General features: G+C 60.3%; 13 protein-coding genes and 1 riboswitch. Of the genes, 6 read left to right on the forward strand and 7 right to left on the reverse strand.

Annotation, left to right across the window (positions count from 1 at the left end):
* Positions 1 to 176 precede the first annotated feature (176 nt).
* Both V7Z56_RS13865 and V7Z56_RS13870 read right to left on the reverse strand, forming a co-directional pair.
* Complete coding sequence (locus V7Z56_RS13865; RefSeq protein ID WP_334130105.1) at positions 177 to 1,262, reverse strand: TRAP transporter substrate-binding protein; 1,086 nt, start codon at positions 1,260 to 1,262, stop codon at positions 177 to 179.
* Positions 1,259 to 1,996, reverse strand: coding sequence for a hydroxyethylthiazole kinase (locus V7Z56_RS13870; RefSeq protein ID WP_334130106.1), 738 nt, complete (start codon positions 1,994 to 1,996; stop codon positions 1,259 to 1,261). Before V7Z56_RS13870 ends, V7Z56_RS13865 begins: the two co-directional genes overlap by 4 nt.
* Positions 1,997 to 2,044: 48 nt before the next feature.
* Positions 2,045 to 2,145: riboswitch (TPP riboswitch) on the reverse strand.
* A gap of 146 nt (positions 2,146 to 2,291) precedes the next feature.
* Here V7Z56_RS13870 and V7Z56_RS13875 point away from each other — a divergent pair.
* Together V7Z56_RS13875 and V7Z56_RS13880 are read left to right on the forward strand one after the other, a co-directional pair.
* The gene (locus V7Z56_RS13875) at positions 2,292 to 3,503 is read left to right on the forward strand and encodes an MFS transporter (RefSeq protein ID WP_334130107.1); all 1,212 of its coding nucleotides are present in this window, start codon (positions 2,292 to 2,294) and stop codon (positions 3,501 to 3,503) included.
* Positions 3,504 to 3,576: 73 nt separating this feature from the next.
* Positions 3,577 to 4,527, forward strand: coding sequence for a hypothetical protein (locus tag V7Z56_RS13880; RefSeq protein ID WP_334130108.1), 951 nt, complete (start codon positions 3,577 to 3,579; stop codon positions 4,525 to 4,527).
* 41 nt (positions 4,528 to 4,568) lie between these two features.
* Here V7Z56_RS13880 and V7Z56_RS13885 read toward each other — a convergent pair whose 3' ends face one another.
* The gene (locus tag V7Z56_RS13885) at positions 4,569 to 5,348 is read right to left on the reverse strand and encodes a VOC family protein (protein WP_334130109.1); all 780 of its coding nucleotides are present in this window, start codon (positions 5,346 to 5,348) and stop codon (positions 4,569 to 4,571) included.
* 227 nt (positions 5,349 to 5,575) lie between these two features.
* On the opposite strand from V7Z56_RS13885, the gene V7Z56_RS13890 reads away from it, so the two are divergent.
* The 4 genes from V7Z56_RS13890 to V7Z56_RS13905 all read left to right on the forward strand — a co-directional run bounded on the left by V7Z56_RS13890 (position 5,576) and on the right by V7Z56_RS13905 (position 10,174).
* Complete coding sequence (locus V7Z56_RS13890; protein WP_334130110.1) at positions 5,576 to 8,140, forward strand: CHASE2 domain-containing protein; 2,565 nt, start codon at positions 5,576 to 5,578, stop codon at positions 8,138 to 8,140.
* A gap of 241 nt (positions 8,141 to 8,381) precedes the next feature.
* Positions 8,382 to 8,933: a DedA family protein gene (locus V7Z56_RS13895; protein ID WP_334130145.1), complete on the forward strand. Its 552-nt coding sequence runs from the start codon at positions 8,382 to 8,384 to the stop codon at positions 8,931 to 8,933.
* A gap of 124 nt (positions 8,934 to 9,057) precedes the next feature.
* Complete coding sequence (locus tag V7Z56_RS13900; protein ID WP_334130111.1) at positions 9,058 to 9,516, forward strand: MarR family winged helix-turn-helix transcriptional regulator; 459 nt, start codon at positions 9,058 to 9,060, stop codon at positions 9,514 to 9,516.
* A 10-nt stretch (positions 9,517 to 9,526) separates the two neighbouring features.
* Positions 9,527 to 10,174, forward strand: coding sequence for a hypothetical protein (locus V7Z56_RS13905; RefSeq protein ID WP_334130112.1), 648 nt, complete (start codon positions 9,527 to 9,529; stop codon positions 10,172 to 10,174).
* A 9-nt stretch (positions 10,175 to 10,183) separates the two neighbouring features.
* On the opposite strand, the gene V7Z56_RS13910 is transcribed toward V7Z56_RS13905, so the two are convergent.
* From V7Z56_RS13910 to V7Z56_RS13925, 4 genes are read right to left on the reverse strand one after another with little or no spacing between them, the layout of a single operon-like run.
* A complete protein-coding gene (locus tag V7Z56_RS13910) occupies positions 10,184 to 11,710 on the reverse strand; it encodes an AMP-binding protein (protein ID WP_334130113.1) in 1,527 nt (508 codons plus the stop codon).
* A 14-nt stretch (positions 11,711 to 11,724) separates the two neighbouring features.
* Positions 11,725 to 13,023 (reverse strand): AmpG family muropeptide MFS transporter, encoded by a 1,299-nt coding sequence (locus tag V7Z56_RS13915; protein ID WP_334130114.1) that lies wholly within the window; start codon positions 13,021 to 13,023, stop codon positions 11,725 to 11,727.
* 53 nt (positions 13,024 to 13,076) lie between these two features.
* Positions 13,077 to 13,541, reverse strand: a complete 465-nt coding sequence (locus V7Z56_RS13920) for a cyclic nucleotide-binding domain-containing protein (protein WP_334130115.1) — start codon at positions 13,539 to 13,541, stop codon at positions 13,077 to 13,079.
* Positions 13,542 to 13,562: 21 nt separating this feature from the next.
* Complete coding sequence (locus V7Z56_RS13925; protein WP_334130116.1) at positions 13,563 to 16,217, reverse strand: ABC transporter transmembrane domain-containing protein; 2,655 nt, start codon at positions 16,215 to 16,217, stop codon at positions 13,563 to 13,565.
* Positions 16,218 to 16,242: the final 25 nt, after the last annotated feature.

Below are 16,242 nucleotides of genomic sequence, written 5' to 3' on the forward strand. Positions count from 1 at the left end.
GACATTACTGGCCGTTGGCGGGAATTGTGGGCAGGGCGAGGGATCGGGTCAAGGCGAATTGGCGGATTATATACCATAATGGTGCCAATTCTGCACGAGGCTTCAGCAAAAAGCACCATTATGGTCTGGCGAAGTCACCTTTTCCTAACCATAATGACCATCATGGTGATCCGAAATTATCCGCTCCGCGCGCTAAAGAAAGCCTGCCTGCCGACCTTCGACCAGCCTTTGGAGAGGGCGAGGGCCTGCTCGTAGGACGCAAGTATTTCCTCGGCGAGGGCATCGCCGCTGCCGGCGCCCCGCACGAGATCCGGCGCGAGCTCGGCCGCTTTTTCCAGCAGATCATCGGGGAAGGGACGGATAAAGATCTTGTCATCCTTCGCAAGCTCGCGAAGGGCGCGGGCATTCTCCCAGTCCGCTTCGGAAAGGCCGAAGGCATCCTCCGCCGCACAGGCATTGACAATGACCGCTTTCAGATCGTCGCTGAGCGCATCGAAAGCGCTCCGGTTGACGAGACATTCCGCGGTGCCGTTCGGCTTGTTGAAGGACGGCCAGTAGTAATAAGGCGCAACTTTGAAAAACCCGAAAGCGCGATCGCTCCATGGCCCGAGATATTCAACCGCATCGACCAGCCCGCTTTGCAGGCCGGGATAAATGTCTCCGGGGGCCAGCAGCACGCTGGTGGCGCCAAGGCGCTCAAAAAGATCGCCGCCGAGCCCGGCGCTCCGGATTTTGACGCCGCGCATGTCGGAAAGCGACTTTATCTCGCGCTTGAACCAGCCGCCCATCTGGCTGCCGGAGTTGCCCGCCATAAAGGGCTTGATGTTGAAAGGCGCATAGAGCCGGTCCCAAAGCTCCTGTCCGCCGCCCTGGTAGATCCATGCGGCATGCTCACTGGGCGCAAGACCGAACGGCATCGTCGTGAAAAAGACACTTGCCTTGACCTTGCCCTGCCAGAAAAAGGAGGCCGTATGCGCAAGCTCCGCCGTTCCGCGCCCGACCGCATCGAAAACCTCGAGCGCGGGCACGATTTCATTGGCGGCGTAAAGCTTGACGGTCAGCCTGCCGTCGCTCATCTTTGTGATCCGGTCGGCAAGCCGCTGCGCCGTGACGCCGACGCCGGGCGCGCCTTTCGGCCATGAGGTGACCATCTTCCATTCAAGCCTGTTGCTGGCGATGGCGGGCCGTGCAAAACCGGTTGCCGCCGCACTGAGCGCGCCCGCGGCAAGAAATTTGCGGCGTGAGACGGAGTTTCGGGTCATATCTCCTTCCTTTCCTGAAGGCTGGTTTGACTGAATTGATAAAGTTTATCGAGAAGGTTGACGGCGAAGCTCGCCGGGCCCTCGCTCCGCGCGGCCGCCTCTTCCCCGGCTTTCCCAAAAAGACGCAGACCGCTCACCACGACATCGTGCGGGCGGTCACCCGGCGAGGCGGCGAGCGCGGCGGCAAGTAGGGCGGTGCCGGCGCATCCGATGCCGGTGACGCGGCCCATCATCGGGTCCCCGCCGCCAAGCGCCCGCGAGAGAGCCCCGTCGGTAATGAAATCGGTCGCGCCGGTCTCGGCGACGACAGCGCCGGTTTTTGCGGCCAGGATCTCAGGATTATCCGAGAGGGCGCGGATTTCGGCGCCGTTGCCGCGAATAAGCGCAGGCTTCAGCGCCAGCAGCCGCATCGCATAGTCACGACGCTTCGGCGCGCGATCGACAAGCACGGGGTCGAGAACCCAGGGGATCTGTCGCCGGTTTGCTTCATCAATCGCAATTTCAATGGCATTTTTGCGTATCGGATCGAGCGTGCCGAGATTGACGAGCAGGGCGCCCGCGCCGGCGGTAAAACTCGCCACCTCTTCCGGATCGGCGGACATGGACGGGATGGCCTCGACCGCCAGGAGCATATTGGCGGTCAGCGCCTGCACAACGGTATTGGTCAGGCAGTGTACGGCGGGCCGTTGGACGGCGATGCGGCGGAGCAGTGCGAAATCAGCGTCTTCGAGCATCCTTTCCTCCTTTGATGGTCGGAAGGAAGGTGCGGAAAACATTTTCTGAAATGACCCGTCCTCAATTCCCTCCGCCGGTTCTAACCGGATCAGGTTCTACGGGTCGGCAATCTCGCCTCTCAGCCCTTCAGGCACCCCGATGAGTAACCGGCATCTTAAGCGCATAGGGCGGATTTGCAACGGGAATCTTGTTGATGAAAAATTAATCACCGCGTCAGCAAATCTATTATCGCTTTAATAATCTTCATGGTAGCCTTGATCAGATAACAATAAGCGGATTGGCGAGGATACTTCCGTGACCCAGGAAAAAGTTCGATTTATCTATCTCAACTTCGGTCATTTTCTGGACCACCTGTTTATGCTGATCTTTGCCAAGGCCGCGTTCAGCGCCGGCCTTGCGTTCGGCCTCGCCGAGGACGGCGCCTATGCGGAGATGATCCCATACGGCATTCCCTCCCTTGTTCTCTTTGGCGCGGGCGCGCCGCTTGCCGCCTTTCTCGCCGATAAATGGGGCCGGACGACGATGATGACGATCTTTTTCGTCGGCATGGGCATCTCGGCAATCCTCACAGGTTTCGCCTCCTCTCCGATTGAAATTGCAATCGGGCTCGCGGCGATCGGTCTTTTCGCCTCCATCTATCATCCCGTCGGCATCGCCATGGTTGCGCAGGGCGGTGGGCGCGTCGGCTGGCGCATCGGCGTCAACGGCGTCTGGGGCAATATGGGTGTGGCGGCCGCGCCGCTGATCACCGGCTTCATCCTGGCAAGCTACAGCTGGGAGCTCGCCTTTATCATTCCGGGCGCTATCGCGGTGCTGACAGGCGTCAGCTTTTACTTCTTTGCAAAGCGCGGCGGGATGAAAGTGCCGGTGTACACGACCGGAAAGAAGGAAACTGTCGGCTTTCGCCCCGGCTGGAAACGGGCGCTTGCCGCCGTGATGCTGGTTACCTCGGCGGGGGGCTTCGTCTTTGGAACCATGACGTTCATTGTCCCGCGGATGTTCGAGGTCAGTCTCCCCGCCCTTAGCACCGATGTTGCAACAACCGGCGTCCTCGCGGCCCTCGTTTATGCCATTGCGGCCTTCGCGCAGCTACTGGTCGGTCGTTTGATTGACACTTTCCGCATCAAGCCGGTCCTGCTCTGCCTTGCCGTCGCGCAGCCGATCCTGATCGGCATCATGGCGGTGCAGACGGATTATGCGCTCTTCTTCGTCAGCCTGCTGGCCATGAGTTTTATCTTCGGCCAGATCCCGATCACCGACACGGTTATCTCACATTACGTGCCGGACGTCTGGCGCGCCAAGGTGATGGCCGCGAAGCTGCTGCTCAATCTGGTTATTGGCGCCATGTCACTTATGGTGGCGCGCACCATCCTTGAGGCGGGCGGCGGGTTCTCCGGCGTGATGACCGTCGTGGCGCTGGCTGCGGTGTTCATCTCACTGGCCGCACTGCTGCTGCCCGGCCGCATCCGGCGGGACCTGCCCGGAGCGCTTGCGCCGGCGGAATAGCGGCGCGTTCCGTTGTCGGCGGCGCGACTTTCTGGCATAGTCTGAAGATCGGGAGAAAAGACAGGGAGGCCCCATGCAACGCGCGTCCGTCGTCCGGCCAAGACATCCGCTTGCCGCGCCGATCCGTCTCGATCCGGCCTTTGACAATTCTGAGGCCGTGGTCGATCTGATCCGCAAGGGCAGCCCCTACAAGACACTCGCCGCCGTGCATCGCAACACGGGTGAGACCTCGGGTGGCTGGTTTCGCAATTTCTGGGCGCTCGGCGGCAAGGTCGTCTTTGACGGGGCCGCCCCCTTTTTCAACAATCCCCGTTTCATAGATGCCGCGAAGCAGTCGTTTAACGCCGAGATCATTCGTCCCGTCGCGATGATGACCAATCTCAACCTGCCGGCGGCGGGCCTGCCGCCGCATCAGGACCTGCCATTTTTTCGCGGCGCCCAGAACCGCGAGGTGCCGAGCTGGATGCTCGCGCCCATGGGCTATTCGGGACTGTTCCATGACTGGGCCGTTCCGGTTGCCTCCGCGATCACGTGGTTTTTCGATGGCGAGGGCGGCGAGTTCGAATACTGGCCCGATGGCTTCGATGCGCCGTCAAAGACGGAGCGGCCGCCGTTCAGCAACTGCTGCCTGCTGGCCGATAATGAATATATGTTCCATCGTGTCGGCGCGCACGGGCCGGAGGAAGAGCATGATCTCTATGAGCATCTCGGCCATCACGCCCGGCTGATCCTTGCCGCCGATCAGCACTGGCAGGTCGAGGACGCGGGCAGGATCGTTGCCGAGCTTGAATTCGCAAAAGTCCGCCTCTCCGTTCTCTGGAAAGCCTATTGCTTTCGCGATGAAGCGGAGGCGCAGGCCTATGATGATCACAGCCGCGATCTGACGCCGGATACGATCATCGATATCTTCTGCGGCGATCTCGCGGCGCGCGGAATCAAAGCGACCCGGCCCGTGGATTTCTGGTCCGACGCCGACTGGAAGGAAACCATCACCGCCGTCTATGGGCCGCCCTCCGGATATTGACCGTCGCTAAAGGGCAGGCGCAAGGCGACACGCTCCGGAAATCAGCCTGCGCGCACCGGGCGGAATTCAACGCCGTAGCAGATAAAGCCCCGCACTGTTCGGGCCGCGCCCGCCGTCTCGGCGCGCGCGCACATAGCCTCGGGATCGCGCGCGGTAATATCGATGGCGGTAAAGAGATCCTGTTGCTCGCTGCGCGCGTCGACAAACCGCACGCGGCCGTAATCGAGCGCGATGGTGCTCCAATCGTCATCCCCGGTGAGGGGGCGGTCGCAGATATGCGCCCACAGCGTCGCGCGCTCGCGCGCGGTTGGCCCTGCGATCTCAATCCCGACGATCTCGCCCGTGACGTCCGTTTTGACATGCCGCTGCCAGTCATCGCCCGCCCAGTGGTAGGCGCCCATCAAATCGTCGCCGCCATGATGGTGGTCAAACTCCAGCATGGTGGCCCCGGTCGCCTTGGGGCTTAACTGCAGCATGTCGGCCCGATCGTCATAGCGCTCATGAACCGGCGGGACGCCCATTTCCGCCGCGCGCGCCTTGTGCCGCGCGACATTTGCGCTGTCAAAAATGGCCATATAGCCGCCGCGCCCGGCACTCCGGTCAAGGAACCGGCCGACCGCCGTATCCGGCCGGGTTGGGACAACCACCTCGAGAAAGCCGCCGTTGATCGCAAAGAGAATATTCTCAAGCCCGAACTCCGGCAGCGCAGAGCGATGACAGACGTCGAGCCCGAGAATAGCGCTGAGCGTCCGCTCGGCCTCACCGATATCATGGGCCGCGAGGCAGATCTGCCGCAAGCGGACATAATTTTCTGATGTCATTGTCTGCCCTCCCGAGCGCGCGAGCGTTGTTGCTTGTTATCCGCCGCCTTTCGCAGTATTCCAAATTTAACCGCGGCGGTAAAGCCTTCGCGCAAACGGCAAGGCGGCCCGCGCGCGGAAAAAACAGTAGTAAAATAAGCAGATGCTGATTAGGCTAGGCGGCAATATCATCCGGACATTTTTCACGCCTTAAGAACCATCTCGCCCAAGGGTTTGTGCAGCACAGAATGACGAAAAGCCTTCCTTCTCCGATCACCAGAATGAGCCAGGCGATGATCGTTCTGGGAATTTGTGCGGCGTTAATCGTGGCGTTCGTGAATTTGCGCGACAAGCCCGGCATCCAGTTCGTCGAAGGCCAGCTTCTCGACGCCCGGTTCGCGCTGCGCGGCCCCATCGCGACCGACCCGGATATTGAACTCGTTCTGATTGAGCAGAGCGACCTTGATACAGAGAGCGGCACGCTTTCCCCGGCGCGGCTTCGCGATGGAATTGCAACGCTTGGAAAACTTGGCGCAGCGGCGGTTGTGCTGGATCCGCGCCTTTTGAAACAAAGCGCGCCCGGAAATGGCGGCAAGCCGGCGGGCGATGCGGAGTTGAAAGCGCTCACCCGCGCCCTCTCGGATGCGAATGTCATCGTCCCTTACGTTTTCTCGCTCGCGCCTGCGACCGCGACGCGGCCCGCGCTGCCACCCTCGGTCCAGCACTCCGCCTATAGCGTTCTCAAAAGCCGGAGTTCGTCAAAGGTCCGCCGCCCGGTTGAGGCCGGCGGCTACCAGGCGCCGGAGACGGCCATCCTCGCTGCCGGCTCGCCCGGGCACATGACCTACGCGCGCCAGCCGACCTTCTCGCGCCAATATGCCTATCCGGTCGTCGGCTATGGCGGCGCATTCTATCCCTCGCTTGCGATGCAGGCGTTTCTGAAGGTGACGGGGCTGACGGTCGGCGATGTCGAGGTGACCCTCGGCGAAGGGTTGCAGCTTGACGGAAAATATCTGCCGACGGACAGCAAGATGCGGCTTGCGGTCAATTATCACGGGCCGGGCGGAAGCTACAAGCAGACACGCTTTGCCGATCTTGGCGCGGGGGGAAGCTTCGCGGACAAGCTGGTGATTGTCGGCTTTGCCCCCTCGGCGCGCAACGGCGCTTTCGCGACGCCCTTTGATCCGGCGCTCTCGGAAGCTGAATTTCTCGCCAACGTCATCGACAATCTGAAGCAGCGCAACCCGCTTATCCGCTCGCAGCAGGTAATCGTGCTCGATATCCTGCTGCTCGCCCTGATCGGACTGTTCTTCGCCCTGCTCGCGGCGGCGAAACGGATCGTCACCGTGGTCATTGTCTCGCTGATCGCGACCGGGCTGCTGCTCATCGCCAATATCCAGGCCTTTGTCGTCTTTGACCTCTGGCTCGGACTGGCGTTTCCGCTGCTCGCCGTACTGATTTCAGCCGCCGTGCTGGTTATAACGAAGCGTCTCTCGGCGAGACGGGAGCAGGCGATCCGGGATGCGGATGAGGCGCTGGATGAGGAATATGGCGCACCCTGGACGTTTGATCGGGTTGCTGCATCGCCCGCCGGCGCGCCGGCCGTGACGCCCGCCGATGAGCCGCGCCCCGAAGACGAACCGCTTGTTTTTACTGAGGCGCATGAAGAGCCGGTTCTCGGACATGTTCCGCCGCGTGCGCCGGCTCTCTCGGTGGATCTGCCGCCTCCATCGGTGCGCGAGAAAGCGGAGCCACATATCGAACCGGTCATTGAGACGGCCGCCGCGCCCGCTATCCCGCCGTTATCCCCCCTTCCCGATGACGAGGAGCGGAGTGAGCCGTTCGTGCCGCTTCATCCGGAGGGGCTTGATGCGGAGACGGCCGATGCGGAAAGCGGGCCGGAAAGAGAGCATGAGCCGGCGGTGCCAACCGAGCGGGATCACGCCCATGGCAGCCATCGGCATGACTATATCACCCCGTTGCCGGCATCGCCCCGGCTTGGCGAAGCGCCGCCGTTGAAGCTGGCGGAGGAACAGGAAGCCGCACCTGATGCGCCGTCCGTTGTTGCTCCCGCCGCGCCCGAGAAAATCCGCCGCGATGACACGGCGGCGGCGCCGAAGAGCCGGAAACCCGCGTCGCTTATCCCTGTCATGGAGTCTTCTCTCCGGCGCGAGAGCGCCCCGCCTCGGACATCGGAAGCCGCGATCGATTTGCTTCTGCCCGAGGAAACATCGGTTGCGGCGCTCTTTATCCGGATGCGCGTCTTCCGTCTCGCCGCGAAGCGTTTCGGGCCGACGCGCTCGGCGCAGCTTCTTTATTCTGTCTACCAGCTCATTGAAAAGACGATCGTGCGCAATTCAGGTTATCTGGAGCAATTTGCCGATGAAGACGTGATGGGCGTTTTCGGTCTTCCCGACGCGAGCCCGCAGGATGCGGAAAACTGCCTTCGCGCGGCGCGGGAGCTTGCCGCGGCGCTCAGCGATTGGGTACGGCGGCAGGGGCTGCCGGCGGATGCGGTCGAGTTCTGCGTCTGCGCCGATTTCGGACCGGCGCACGTCACCGCGGGCGGGACGTTGGAGGCCCCCGATGTCAGCCTCTCCGGCCCTGTTGTCGGGCGCGTCAGCCGAATGGAGCGTGCCCCTGCGGCGGAGGGCGCGAACATCGTCGTTTCAGAAAAACTGATGCGCAAAGCAGCCGAAACGGAAAAAGACGACGATCTCACACGCGGATTTATCGAACAGCCGATGCAGCAGATCCCGGGCGTAGGCGGCCTGACAGGGCTGTGGCGGGCGGTAATCGCGGAAGAGGGATAACGGGGGATTTGCCTGCCCGCCAAAGTTGCGGGATCGGTGTGAATTTGCGCATTTTTCCGCGGCCTATCAGTGCGGTATTCTTTGTAAAGCGGATATGACAAATTTGTTATATCGCCGCGCCGGCGCGCGCGTTGACAGGCCGTTTTCCAGCCTTTACAAGAAATTGCGCGCCACCAGAAAGCGAAAGAACAGACAAATGCCGACATTCGAAACAATTCTGGCTAATTATGGTTTGTTGGCAGTGATTGTTCTGACCTTTTTCGAAGGGGAGACGGTCGTCATCGTCGGCGCTTTCCTCGCGCATCAGGGGTATTTCAACCCGTATCTTCTCTGTCTTTGCGCATTTCTTGGGACCTTTGCCGGGGATCAGCTCTGGTTCTACCTCGGCCGGCACCACAGCGACTTTAAAATTGTTCGGAAAATACGCAGCTATCAGTCGTTTGCGCGCGTCCTCGGGATGGTTGAACGACATCCGATCAAGTTCATTCTGTCGTTTCGGTTTGTCTATGGCGTTCGCAATATTGCGCCGGTTGCGCTTGGCCTTTCCAATGTTCCGGCGTCGAAATACCTGCTGTTCAACTTCATTGCCGCACTTGTCTGGGCGAGCAGCTTCACCCTGATCGGATATCTGTTCGGTGAGGCGGCGGAGCGGTTTCTCGGCCAGATGGCGGGGGTTCAGCATAAGATACTCGGCGCCATTCTGGCGGGGGGCGTCGTCTATGTTGTTTTCAAGCTTGTCACCGGGCAGATCCGCCGGCGGAAGGCGCGACACAATCCCCCCGGAGACGTCTGAGAGGCCGTCCTCACCCTCGCTGCGGTGATCACAACTATGAGAAGGGGCGGATGATGCGGATTGAATTACCTCTCTCATATGGTAACATTTGTAACTATCGTGATGTCACCGGCGGGAATTGCTCATGAATCTGATATTGGAACAATTTCTACCCTATCGGCTGATCCGTCTGACGGAAGCGCTCAGCGAGCGCGCCACCCAGACGTACAAGGCCGAATATGATCTCTCGCGCGCCGAATGGCGGGCGTTTGTGCTGCTCGGGCAGGGGCAGGAAATGACTGCGACGGATATTTCCTACTATTCCACCATGCACAAGACAAAGGTCAGCCGCGCCATACAGATGCTGGAGAAGCGGCGCTGGGTGAAACGGGAAGTGGATGAGCGCGACCGGCGGGTGGAACGGATTTCGCTGCTGCCGCAGGGCCGCAAAGTTTATGAGAAGCTGGTGCCGATGATGCAGGCCGAGGAAGCCAAGCTGATGGCGCGGCTTGGCCCGGAAAAAAGCGCCGCGCTGCAGGAAGGTCTCGCCGCGCTTGAGGAAATCTATCTCGAGCCGAAGGTCCCGATGGAAACGGCGAGTTGAGCCCGTGCGCATGGCACGCCGCTCGCCCGGTGCCGGGATGACGGTAGAGGCGCTGCGCGCAAGCCCCGACTATCTTAAGCGCTGGTTTGACGCCGAGGTGCGCTGGCCGGACGAGGTGCTTCTCTGGACGGGGCGGCCCGGCATTCTCCGCTCAGCCTTCTTTAATTTCTGGTTCTTTCCGATCGGGGCGCTTTTAAGCATTATCCTGCTGCTGATCTGGTGGGAGGCGGAAACGGCGGGTCCGCTTCGCCTGCCGGAAGCGGCGGTCATCTTCGGCGCCGTCTGGCTGGTGTCGAGCCCGCTTCGATATGGCTGGCGGGCGCGCCAGACAGCCTATTTCATTACCGATCAGCGCATCGTCCTGCTCCGAAAGGGGCTGTTTCGTGTCCACCAGACGGATCATACGGCCGAGCGGCTTTCGGACTACCGAATCCGGCGCTATCAAAATGATCGCGGCGATATTCGTCTACGTCTCAGCCGCTCCCTCGCCGCCAATCCCTATCAGGACGACAAGATAAAATGGATGCCCGAGCAGAGCCGATCGCTTATCGCCTGGTCAGGATCGGGGCCGTTTGCTCTCTATACGGACGGGCTTTGGGGGGTCGGCGGGCTTGCCACTGCGGTCGCGGCGATCGACCGGCTGAAAAGCGGACGCTGAGCGCCGGTCTCAGCGTTTCAGGCGCTCGCGAAGTTCGGTTTTCAAAACCTTGCCATAGTTATTCTTCGGCAGCTCGTCGATGAAGATATATTCCTTCGGCCGTTTGAAGCGGGCGATCTGTTCCGTGCAGTGCCGGTCGAGCGTCTCCGGTGTGAGCGCCGCACCCTCGCGCGGGACGACGAAGGCGACGACCTCCTCGCCCCAGTCCGGGTGATAGCGGCCGACAACGGAGATTTCGGCAACGCCCGGATGGGTGAGCAGTGCCTCCTCGATCTCCCGCGGATAGATATTCGTGCCCCCCGAAATAATCATGTCTTTCGAGCGGTCTTTGAGCGTGAGGAAACCCTCTTCATCGAAGCAGCCCATATCGCCGGTGTGCAGCCAGCCGCCACGGAGCGTCTCCTCGGTTGCCTCCGCATTCTGCCAGTAGCCTTTCATGACAACATCGCCGCGCACCACGACCTCGCCGACCTCGCCGACGGGGACAGGATTATCGTTGGCATCAACGACGCGCACCTCGACATCGGTCCGCTCGACACCGACAGAGGCGAGGATTTCGCTCCGCCGCGGATGCTGTTCATCGCGGATCATTGCCATGGTGAGGCCGGTAATGGTCATCGGGCTTTCGCCCTGACCGTAAATCTGCACAAAGCGCGGCCCGAGCGCCGCAATCGCACGGCGGATGTCGGCTTCATACATCGGCCCGCCGCCATAGACGATGACTTTAAGGTTGCGCGTATCCGCACCATCGAAAGCCGGGCTCGAGATAAGGCGATGCACCATCGTGGGGGCAAAGAAAAAGCAGGAATTTGGATAATGGGCGATAAGACCCAGGGTTTCCGCCGGATCAAAGCCGCCGCTTTCGGGCGTTACCTGTATCCCTCCCTTGGCGATGAGGGGAAGGCCGTAAAGGCCCGATCCGTGTGTCTGCGGCGCGGCGTGGATAATGCAATCGCCCGGATCATGCGACGTGACATCGGCAAAATAGCTCAGGGTTGCCGCGAGCAGGTTGCGGTGGCTCAGCATCGCCCCTTTCGGCTTTCCGGTCGTGCCGGAGGTGTAGAAGAGCCACGCGAGATCATCGCCGTCGACATCCTGCAACGGAAGCGCCGGCTCCTGTTTTAGCGCCTGGTAGGCAGCGTCCTCAACGGAAAGGATTGTTTCGAGCGTTGGAAGCTCCTTTGCGAGGGACGCGAGCTCGGCCGCGAGTTCCGCCGTTGCAAAGACGAGGCGGCTGCCGCAATTCTCGAGAATATAGCGAAACTCGTTAAGATGCAGCTTGGCGTTCACCGGCACCGCAACCAGCCCGGCCCGCCAGACGGCGAAGAGCGCGATCCAGTATTCCGGATGGTTCTTCATAATCAGTGCGACGCGATCGCCGGGATTGAGGCCGAGCCTGCCGCGGAGCGCCCCTGCAAGACCCGCCGCCTGATCCGCAAACTCCCGGTAGTTCGCAACGATTTTTTTGCCATACGCGAGGGCGGGGAGCGCCGGGTAGGTCGCCGCCGTTCGCGCAAGCAACCGTGCAATATTCATAACATTCCTCCCCGTTATGAGGTTTCGCTCGTTTGTTCGATCGGTTGTTGTTTCGAGAGATACCAGAGCAGCATGAGGCCCGGCAAGGCGGCAATCGTGGTCAGGATAAAAAACTCCATCCAGCCGAGCCGCTCGACGAGCCATCCCGCAGGCGAGACCAGAACGGTGCGCGCGACCGCCATCAGCGAGGAGAGAAGCGCATATTGCGTCGCCGTGTAGGCGACATTGCAAAGGCTGGAAAGATAGGCGACAAAAACGGCCGTCCCCATCCCGCCCGACACATTCTCGAGCCCGATCGTGAGGGCGAGGAAGGAGATATCGGGACCGATGGCGGCGAGAGCGGCAAACATGAGGTTGGATGCCATCTGCAAAATCCCGCACACCCAGAGCGCGCGATACATGCTCGTCGCGGCGAGCAGCCAGCCGCCCAGAAAAAGCCCGCCAAAGGTCGCGACGGTCCCGAGTGTTTTCACAATCTCCGCAATTTCGGTAAGGGTGAAGCCGGTTTGCAGATAAAACGGGCTCGCCATGGCGCCCGCGAGGCTGTCGCCGAATTTATAGAGAATGGTGAACAGCAGGATGACCAGCCAGTCCGGCCGCTTCATGAAATCGGCGAAGGGGTCGATCACGGCATGTTTAAGCCATCCGAGATAGTCGGTATCCGCCAACGGGTCGCCATCAGCGGAGGCGGCTTTCACGCTTCCCGGCTCCGCCGTCAGCAGAACGGTCACCATTCCCACAAGGATAAAGCCCGCCATGACCATATAGGCGATCGTCCAGCCGAAATGATCGGCGATGACGAAGCTCGAAAAGCCCGTCAGCCACATGGCGATGCGATAGCCGTAAACGAAGGTGGCTGCGCCGGCCGCCATATTCTTCTCGTTGCAAAGCTCAATCCGGAAGGCATCAACGATGATGTCGTAGGAGGCGGAGGTAAAGGCGACCGCGATCGCCATCACAGTGACATAAAGCAGATTTTCGGACGGATTGGCGAAACCGAGCAGCAGCGTGGCCGCCATCAGAATGGCCTGAAGCAGCAGCAGCCAGCTCCGTCGCCGGCCAAACAGGCGTGACAGCACTGGCAGGCGCAGATTGTCAATAACCGGCGCCCAGAGAAATTTGAGCGTATAGGGGAGCCCGACAAGGGTGAAGAGGCCGATGGAGGTGAGGTCGATCTTTTCCTGCGTCAGCCATGCCTGCAGGATGCTGCCGGTCAGCAGCAGCGGCACACCGGATGAAAAGCCGAGCAGCGCAATCCCGAGAATTCGCGGATCGCGATAGACGGCGAGGGCGGATAACCAGTCGCTTTTCATGCCAAAACCTCACTCATACGCAACTGAACACGCTCGCGCCTGTCGGTCATCCGTCAATGTGCGCCGTTCCGGATCCGCTCCTGCGCTTTTTGCAGATCGTCCGTCGTACGCACAAGCCGCTCGGCGAGGACGCGCATCAGCTCCACCGCCATTTCGGGAAACTCCGTCACCATGCGGAAGAACACTTCCTTGGTGATTTTGAGCGTTGTCAGCTCGGTTTTCGCGCGAATGGTCGCCGTCCGCGGAATATCGATCAGGATGGCAATCTCGCCGACGACGTCATTTTTGCCAAGCGTCGCCACGGTCAGCGGTCCGGACGGTGTCTCAACGATGACTTCCGCCTCGCCGGCCATGATGAAATATGCTGCGTCGCCATTGTCGCCCTGCTTGCACACGACATCGTCGGGCTGGAATGTCAGTCGCTCGGAAGTGAATGCCAGCAGCTTGATCCGCGAGGGATCAATTTTAGCAAACAGCGGTATTTGCCGGAGGATTTCAACTTCTTCTTTCAGACTCACGCATTTTCTCCTTCTTCAGCCTCAGGAGGCCGCTAACATCTCTTTATATAGGGCGCTCGTCTCCTTAAGGCTTGCCGGGTCTCCCTGTTCAGCAACGCGTCCGCTTTTGAGGACCATCACGCAGTCGAAATCGAGGGTTTTCTCGGCGTGATCGAGCGACCAGATAACCGCGCGATTTTCGAACTCCGCGAGGATATTCCGCATCAGCCGGGCCTGCGTTCCCAGATCGAGCGAGGCGGTAGCCTGATTGAGGACAAGGACATCGGGATGCTTCATGATCGCGCGGGCAATGCAAAGCTTCTGGCGCTGGCTGGCGCTCAGCCGCCCGCCGGCAGAACCGACCTGGAAGTTCAGCCCGACCTGGATAATGGTTCCGCGCAGCGACATTTCCTCAACGACCTGCGAGAGGACCGCGCCGATCTTTTCCGAGGCCTGTGCATAGCCGAACGAGATCTTTCCGAACAGGATATTGTCCTGAATGGTGGTGGCGGGGTTGTAGGCCTCAGGGTCGAAGAAGGCAATGCTGTCCTTTAGATGCGGCGGCAGCTCCTCGGCAAAGCGATGGCGCGCCGCAATGATCTTCTCCTCGATTTCGTCGGTCAGAACGCCAAGACGATGGCGGGACGGGATAACCTTGAAGGGAAGCGACATCAGGCGGAGCCGGTCCTCTTCACGCAAGCTGTCGAGACGCTCCGCATCGATGCGCCCGACGAGCGCCTGATATTCCGGCAGCTCTTCGGACGAGATAAAGCTGTAAAGCTGGAAAAACTCGTGATCCGGCGGCAGCCCGGCGAACAGTTCGATCATCAGCGTTGCGACCTGATAGCCCATTCTGAGGAAGGTCTCTGTCAGCCCCGCCTCTTCGATTATGCGCCGGACATAGGGGTTCTCCGCCATCCGGTCGAGATCGAAGGCATCGCCGACGGGGGTGCCAAAGAGCAGGTTTTCAGCCACCGTCGCGTTGGCGTTATAGGTATTTTGATCGAACGCCTCGATCATGTTCTTGAGGCTCGGATCGGCCTCCACCTTGCTGAAGAACAGGCGGCGCGCGGCAAGCACGAGCTCGGCCGTCTCCGGCGCCTTGTCCGGATCGATGGTGCTGCGAAGACCGAAACGGTAAACATCCTCGCTGAGATCGACCATTTCAAGAACATGGAGCGCCCGCTCGCGAAGCTCCTCCTGATTGCGGACGCCGGCAAGCTCGTAATCGTGCCAGTCGGCATGGATGTCGTCAGGAGAGTTGCCGCTCAGCTCCGCATCCTTGATATATCTCCGCCGCATGGCCGCGGCCTCATCCTGATAGTCAATTTCATGCAGTGGGCGATGTTTCAGGCCAAAAAACAGGTTTTCGCCAAGCGTCGTGTTAAAAACATAGCCATGCTGGCCAACATAGGCGATGCGCCGGCCGACGATGGCTTCGGGCGCGGTCACGAGATTGAGGTCACCCACCGCAAGACGCCCGCGGTCGGGATCGATCAGGCGGGACAGGACATGCGTCAGGGCCTCGCGCCCGGAACCGGCGGGGCCGATAATTGCGGTCCGCTGATTGAGCTTCACGCGGGCGCTCAGGCCGTCGAGGATCCGGTTGCCGGTATCGTCGGAAAGCTCGATATTGCTGGCGATCAGCTCCCCGGTGAGACGCGGGATCTCGTCGGGCTCGACAAGCTGGTTCTCCTCATCGCGCATTCCGGCGGGCTCGAACTGCTCGACCACCTGTTCATATTTGATGCGCGCGTCCTCGCGGCGCTGATAATAGGCGAGAAGCTCTTTCCACGGGGCGGCCATTTCCTTATGCGCGCCGATCGCCGCGACCAGCGTACCGATCTCAAGCGTTCCGTTGATGACCATCGTGCCGCCGATGGCGTAGAAGAAGAAGGGGCCAAGCTGCTGAATGAAATTATTCAGAAATTTAATAATGAATTTAAGCAGATAGATACGGTAGCGAACGTCATAGATCTTGCCGAGCTGGTTCGAGAATGTCGCCCGCATGTAGTTGGAGCCATCATGCGCTCGCACTTCCTCGACACCGCTCACGGTCTCGCCAAGCTGATCGGAGAGAATGCGCACGAGACGCACACGCTCCTTGCCGAGCAGGTTGACCTTCTTCTGCAGCTTCGGGATGAAATAGGCCTGAAGCGGGTAAAGCGCAATCGCGGCCACCGCCATCATCCAGTTCTGGATGACAAGAAAGGCGATGATGACGAGCAGATAGCCGCCCTGGAAAATCGGCACGGCGAAGGCTTCGCCGATAAACCCGCCGAGCGGCTCCACCTCACCGGTAATCATGGGGATGATTTCGCCGGGGCTTTTCTTGCGGAATGTCGGCAGGGGAAAGCGGAGAATGCGGCAGTAAAGATCGAAGCGCAGGCGGCGCAACATCCGCTCCCCGGTGATGCCCTGATAGACATTGATCACATATTTGAAAACCTGGTTGACGATGACCATAAACAGAAAGATGCCAACCGTCAGATACAGAAATTCCATCTGATCAAATTCGATGCCGGCATAGGAAACGGGGAACGAAATTCCCTCGCCTTCGATCGCCTGGTTGATGATCAGTTTCGGCAGTTCGAGATAGTAGTAAAGCGCCGGGAAGGACAGGACGGACAGCAGGGTGAGTATAACCTGCTGTTTTGCACTGTAGCGCAGAATATACTTGTAAATGCTGTGTTCCATGAACGCGACTGTCCGCCCCCTTCGG

This window comes from Sneathiella sp. (assembly GCF_036844445.1).
In the GTDB taxonomy this organism is placed as follows: Bacteria; Pseudomonadota; Alphaproteobacteria; order Sneathiellales; family Sneathiellaceae; genus Sneathiella.

Bases quoted from the DNA above. Each gene is read 5' to 3' on its own strand.
- V7Z56_RS13865 (WP_334130105.1), bottom strand. From the start codon at position 1,262: ATGACCCGAAACTCCGTCTCACGCCGCAAATTTCTTGCCGCGGGCGCG.
- V7Z56_RS13870 (WP_334130106.1), bottom strand. From the start codon at position 1,996: ATGCTCGAAGACGCTGATTTCGCACTGCTCCGCCGCATCGCCGTCCAA.
- V7Z56_RS13880 (WP_334130108.1), top strand. From the start codon at position 3,577: ATGCAACGCGCGTCCGTCGTCCGGCCAAGACATCCGCTTGCCGCGCCG.
- V7Z56_RS13885 (WP_334130109.1), bottom strand. From the start codon at position 5,348: ATGACATCAGAAAATTATGTCCGCTTGCGGCAGATCTGCCTCGCGGCC.
- V7Z56_RS13890 (WP_334130110.1), top strand. From the start codon at position 5,576: ATGACGAAAAGCCTTCCTTCTCCGATCACCAGAATGAGCCAGGCGATG.
- V7Z56_RS13900 (WP_334130111.1), top strand. From the start codon at position 9,058: ATGAATCTGATATTGGAACAATTTCTACCCTATCGGCTGATCCGTCTG.
- V7Z56_RS13905 (WP_334130112.1), top strand. From the start codon at position 9,527: ATGGCACGCCGCTCGCCCGGTGCCGGGATGACGGTAGAGGCGCTGCGC.
- V7Z56_RS13910 (WP_334130113.1), bottom strand. From the start codon at position 11,710: ATGAATATTGCACGGTTGCTTGCGCGAACGGCGGCGACCTACCCGGCG.
- V7Z56_RS13915 (WP_334130114.1), bottom strand. From the start codon at position 13,023: ATGAAAAGCGACTGGTTATCCGCCCTCGCCGTCTATCGCGATCCGCGA.
- V7Z56_RS13925 (WP_334130116.1), bottom strand. From the start codon at position 16,217: ATGGAACACAGCATTTACAAGTATATTCTGCGCTACAGTGCAAAACAG.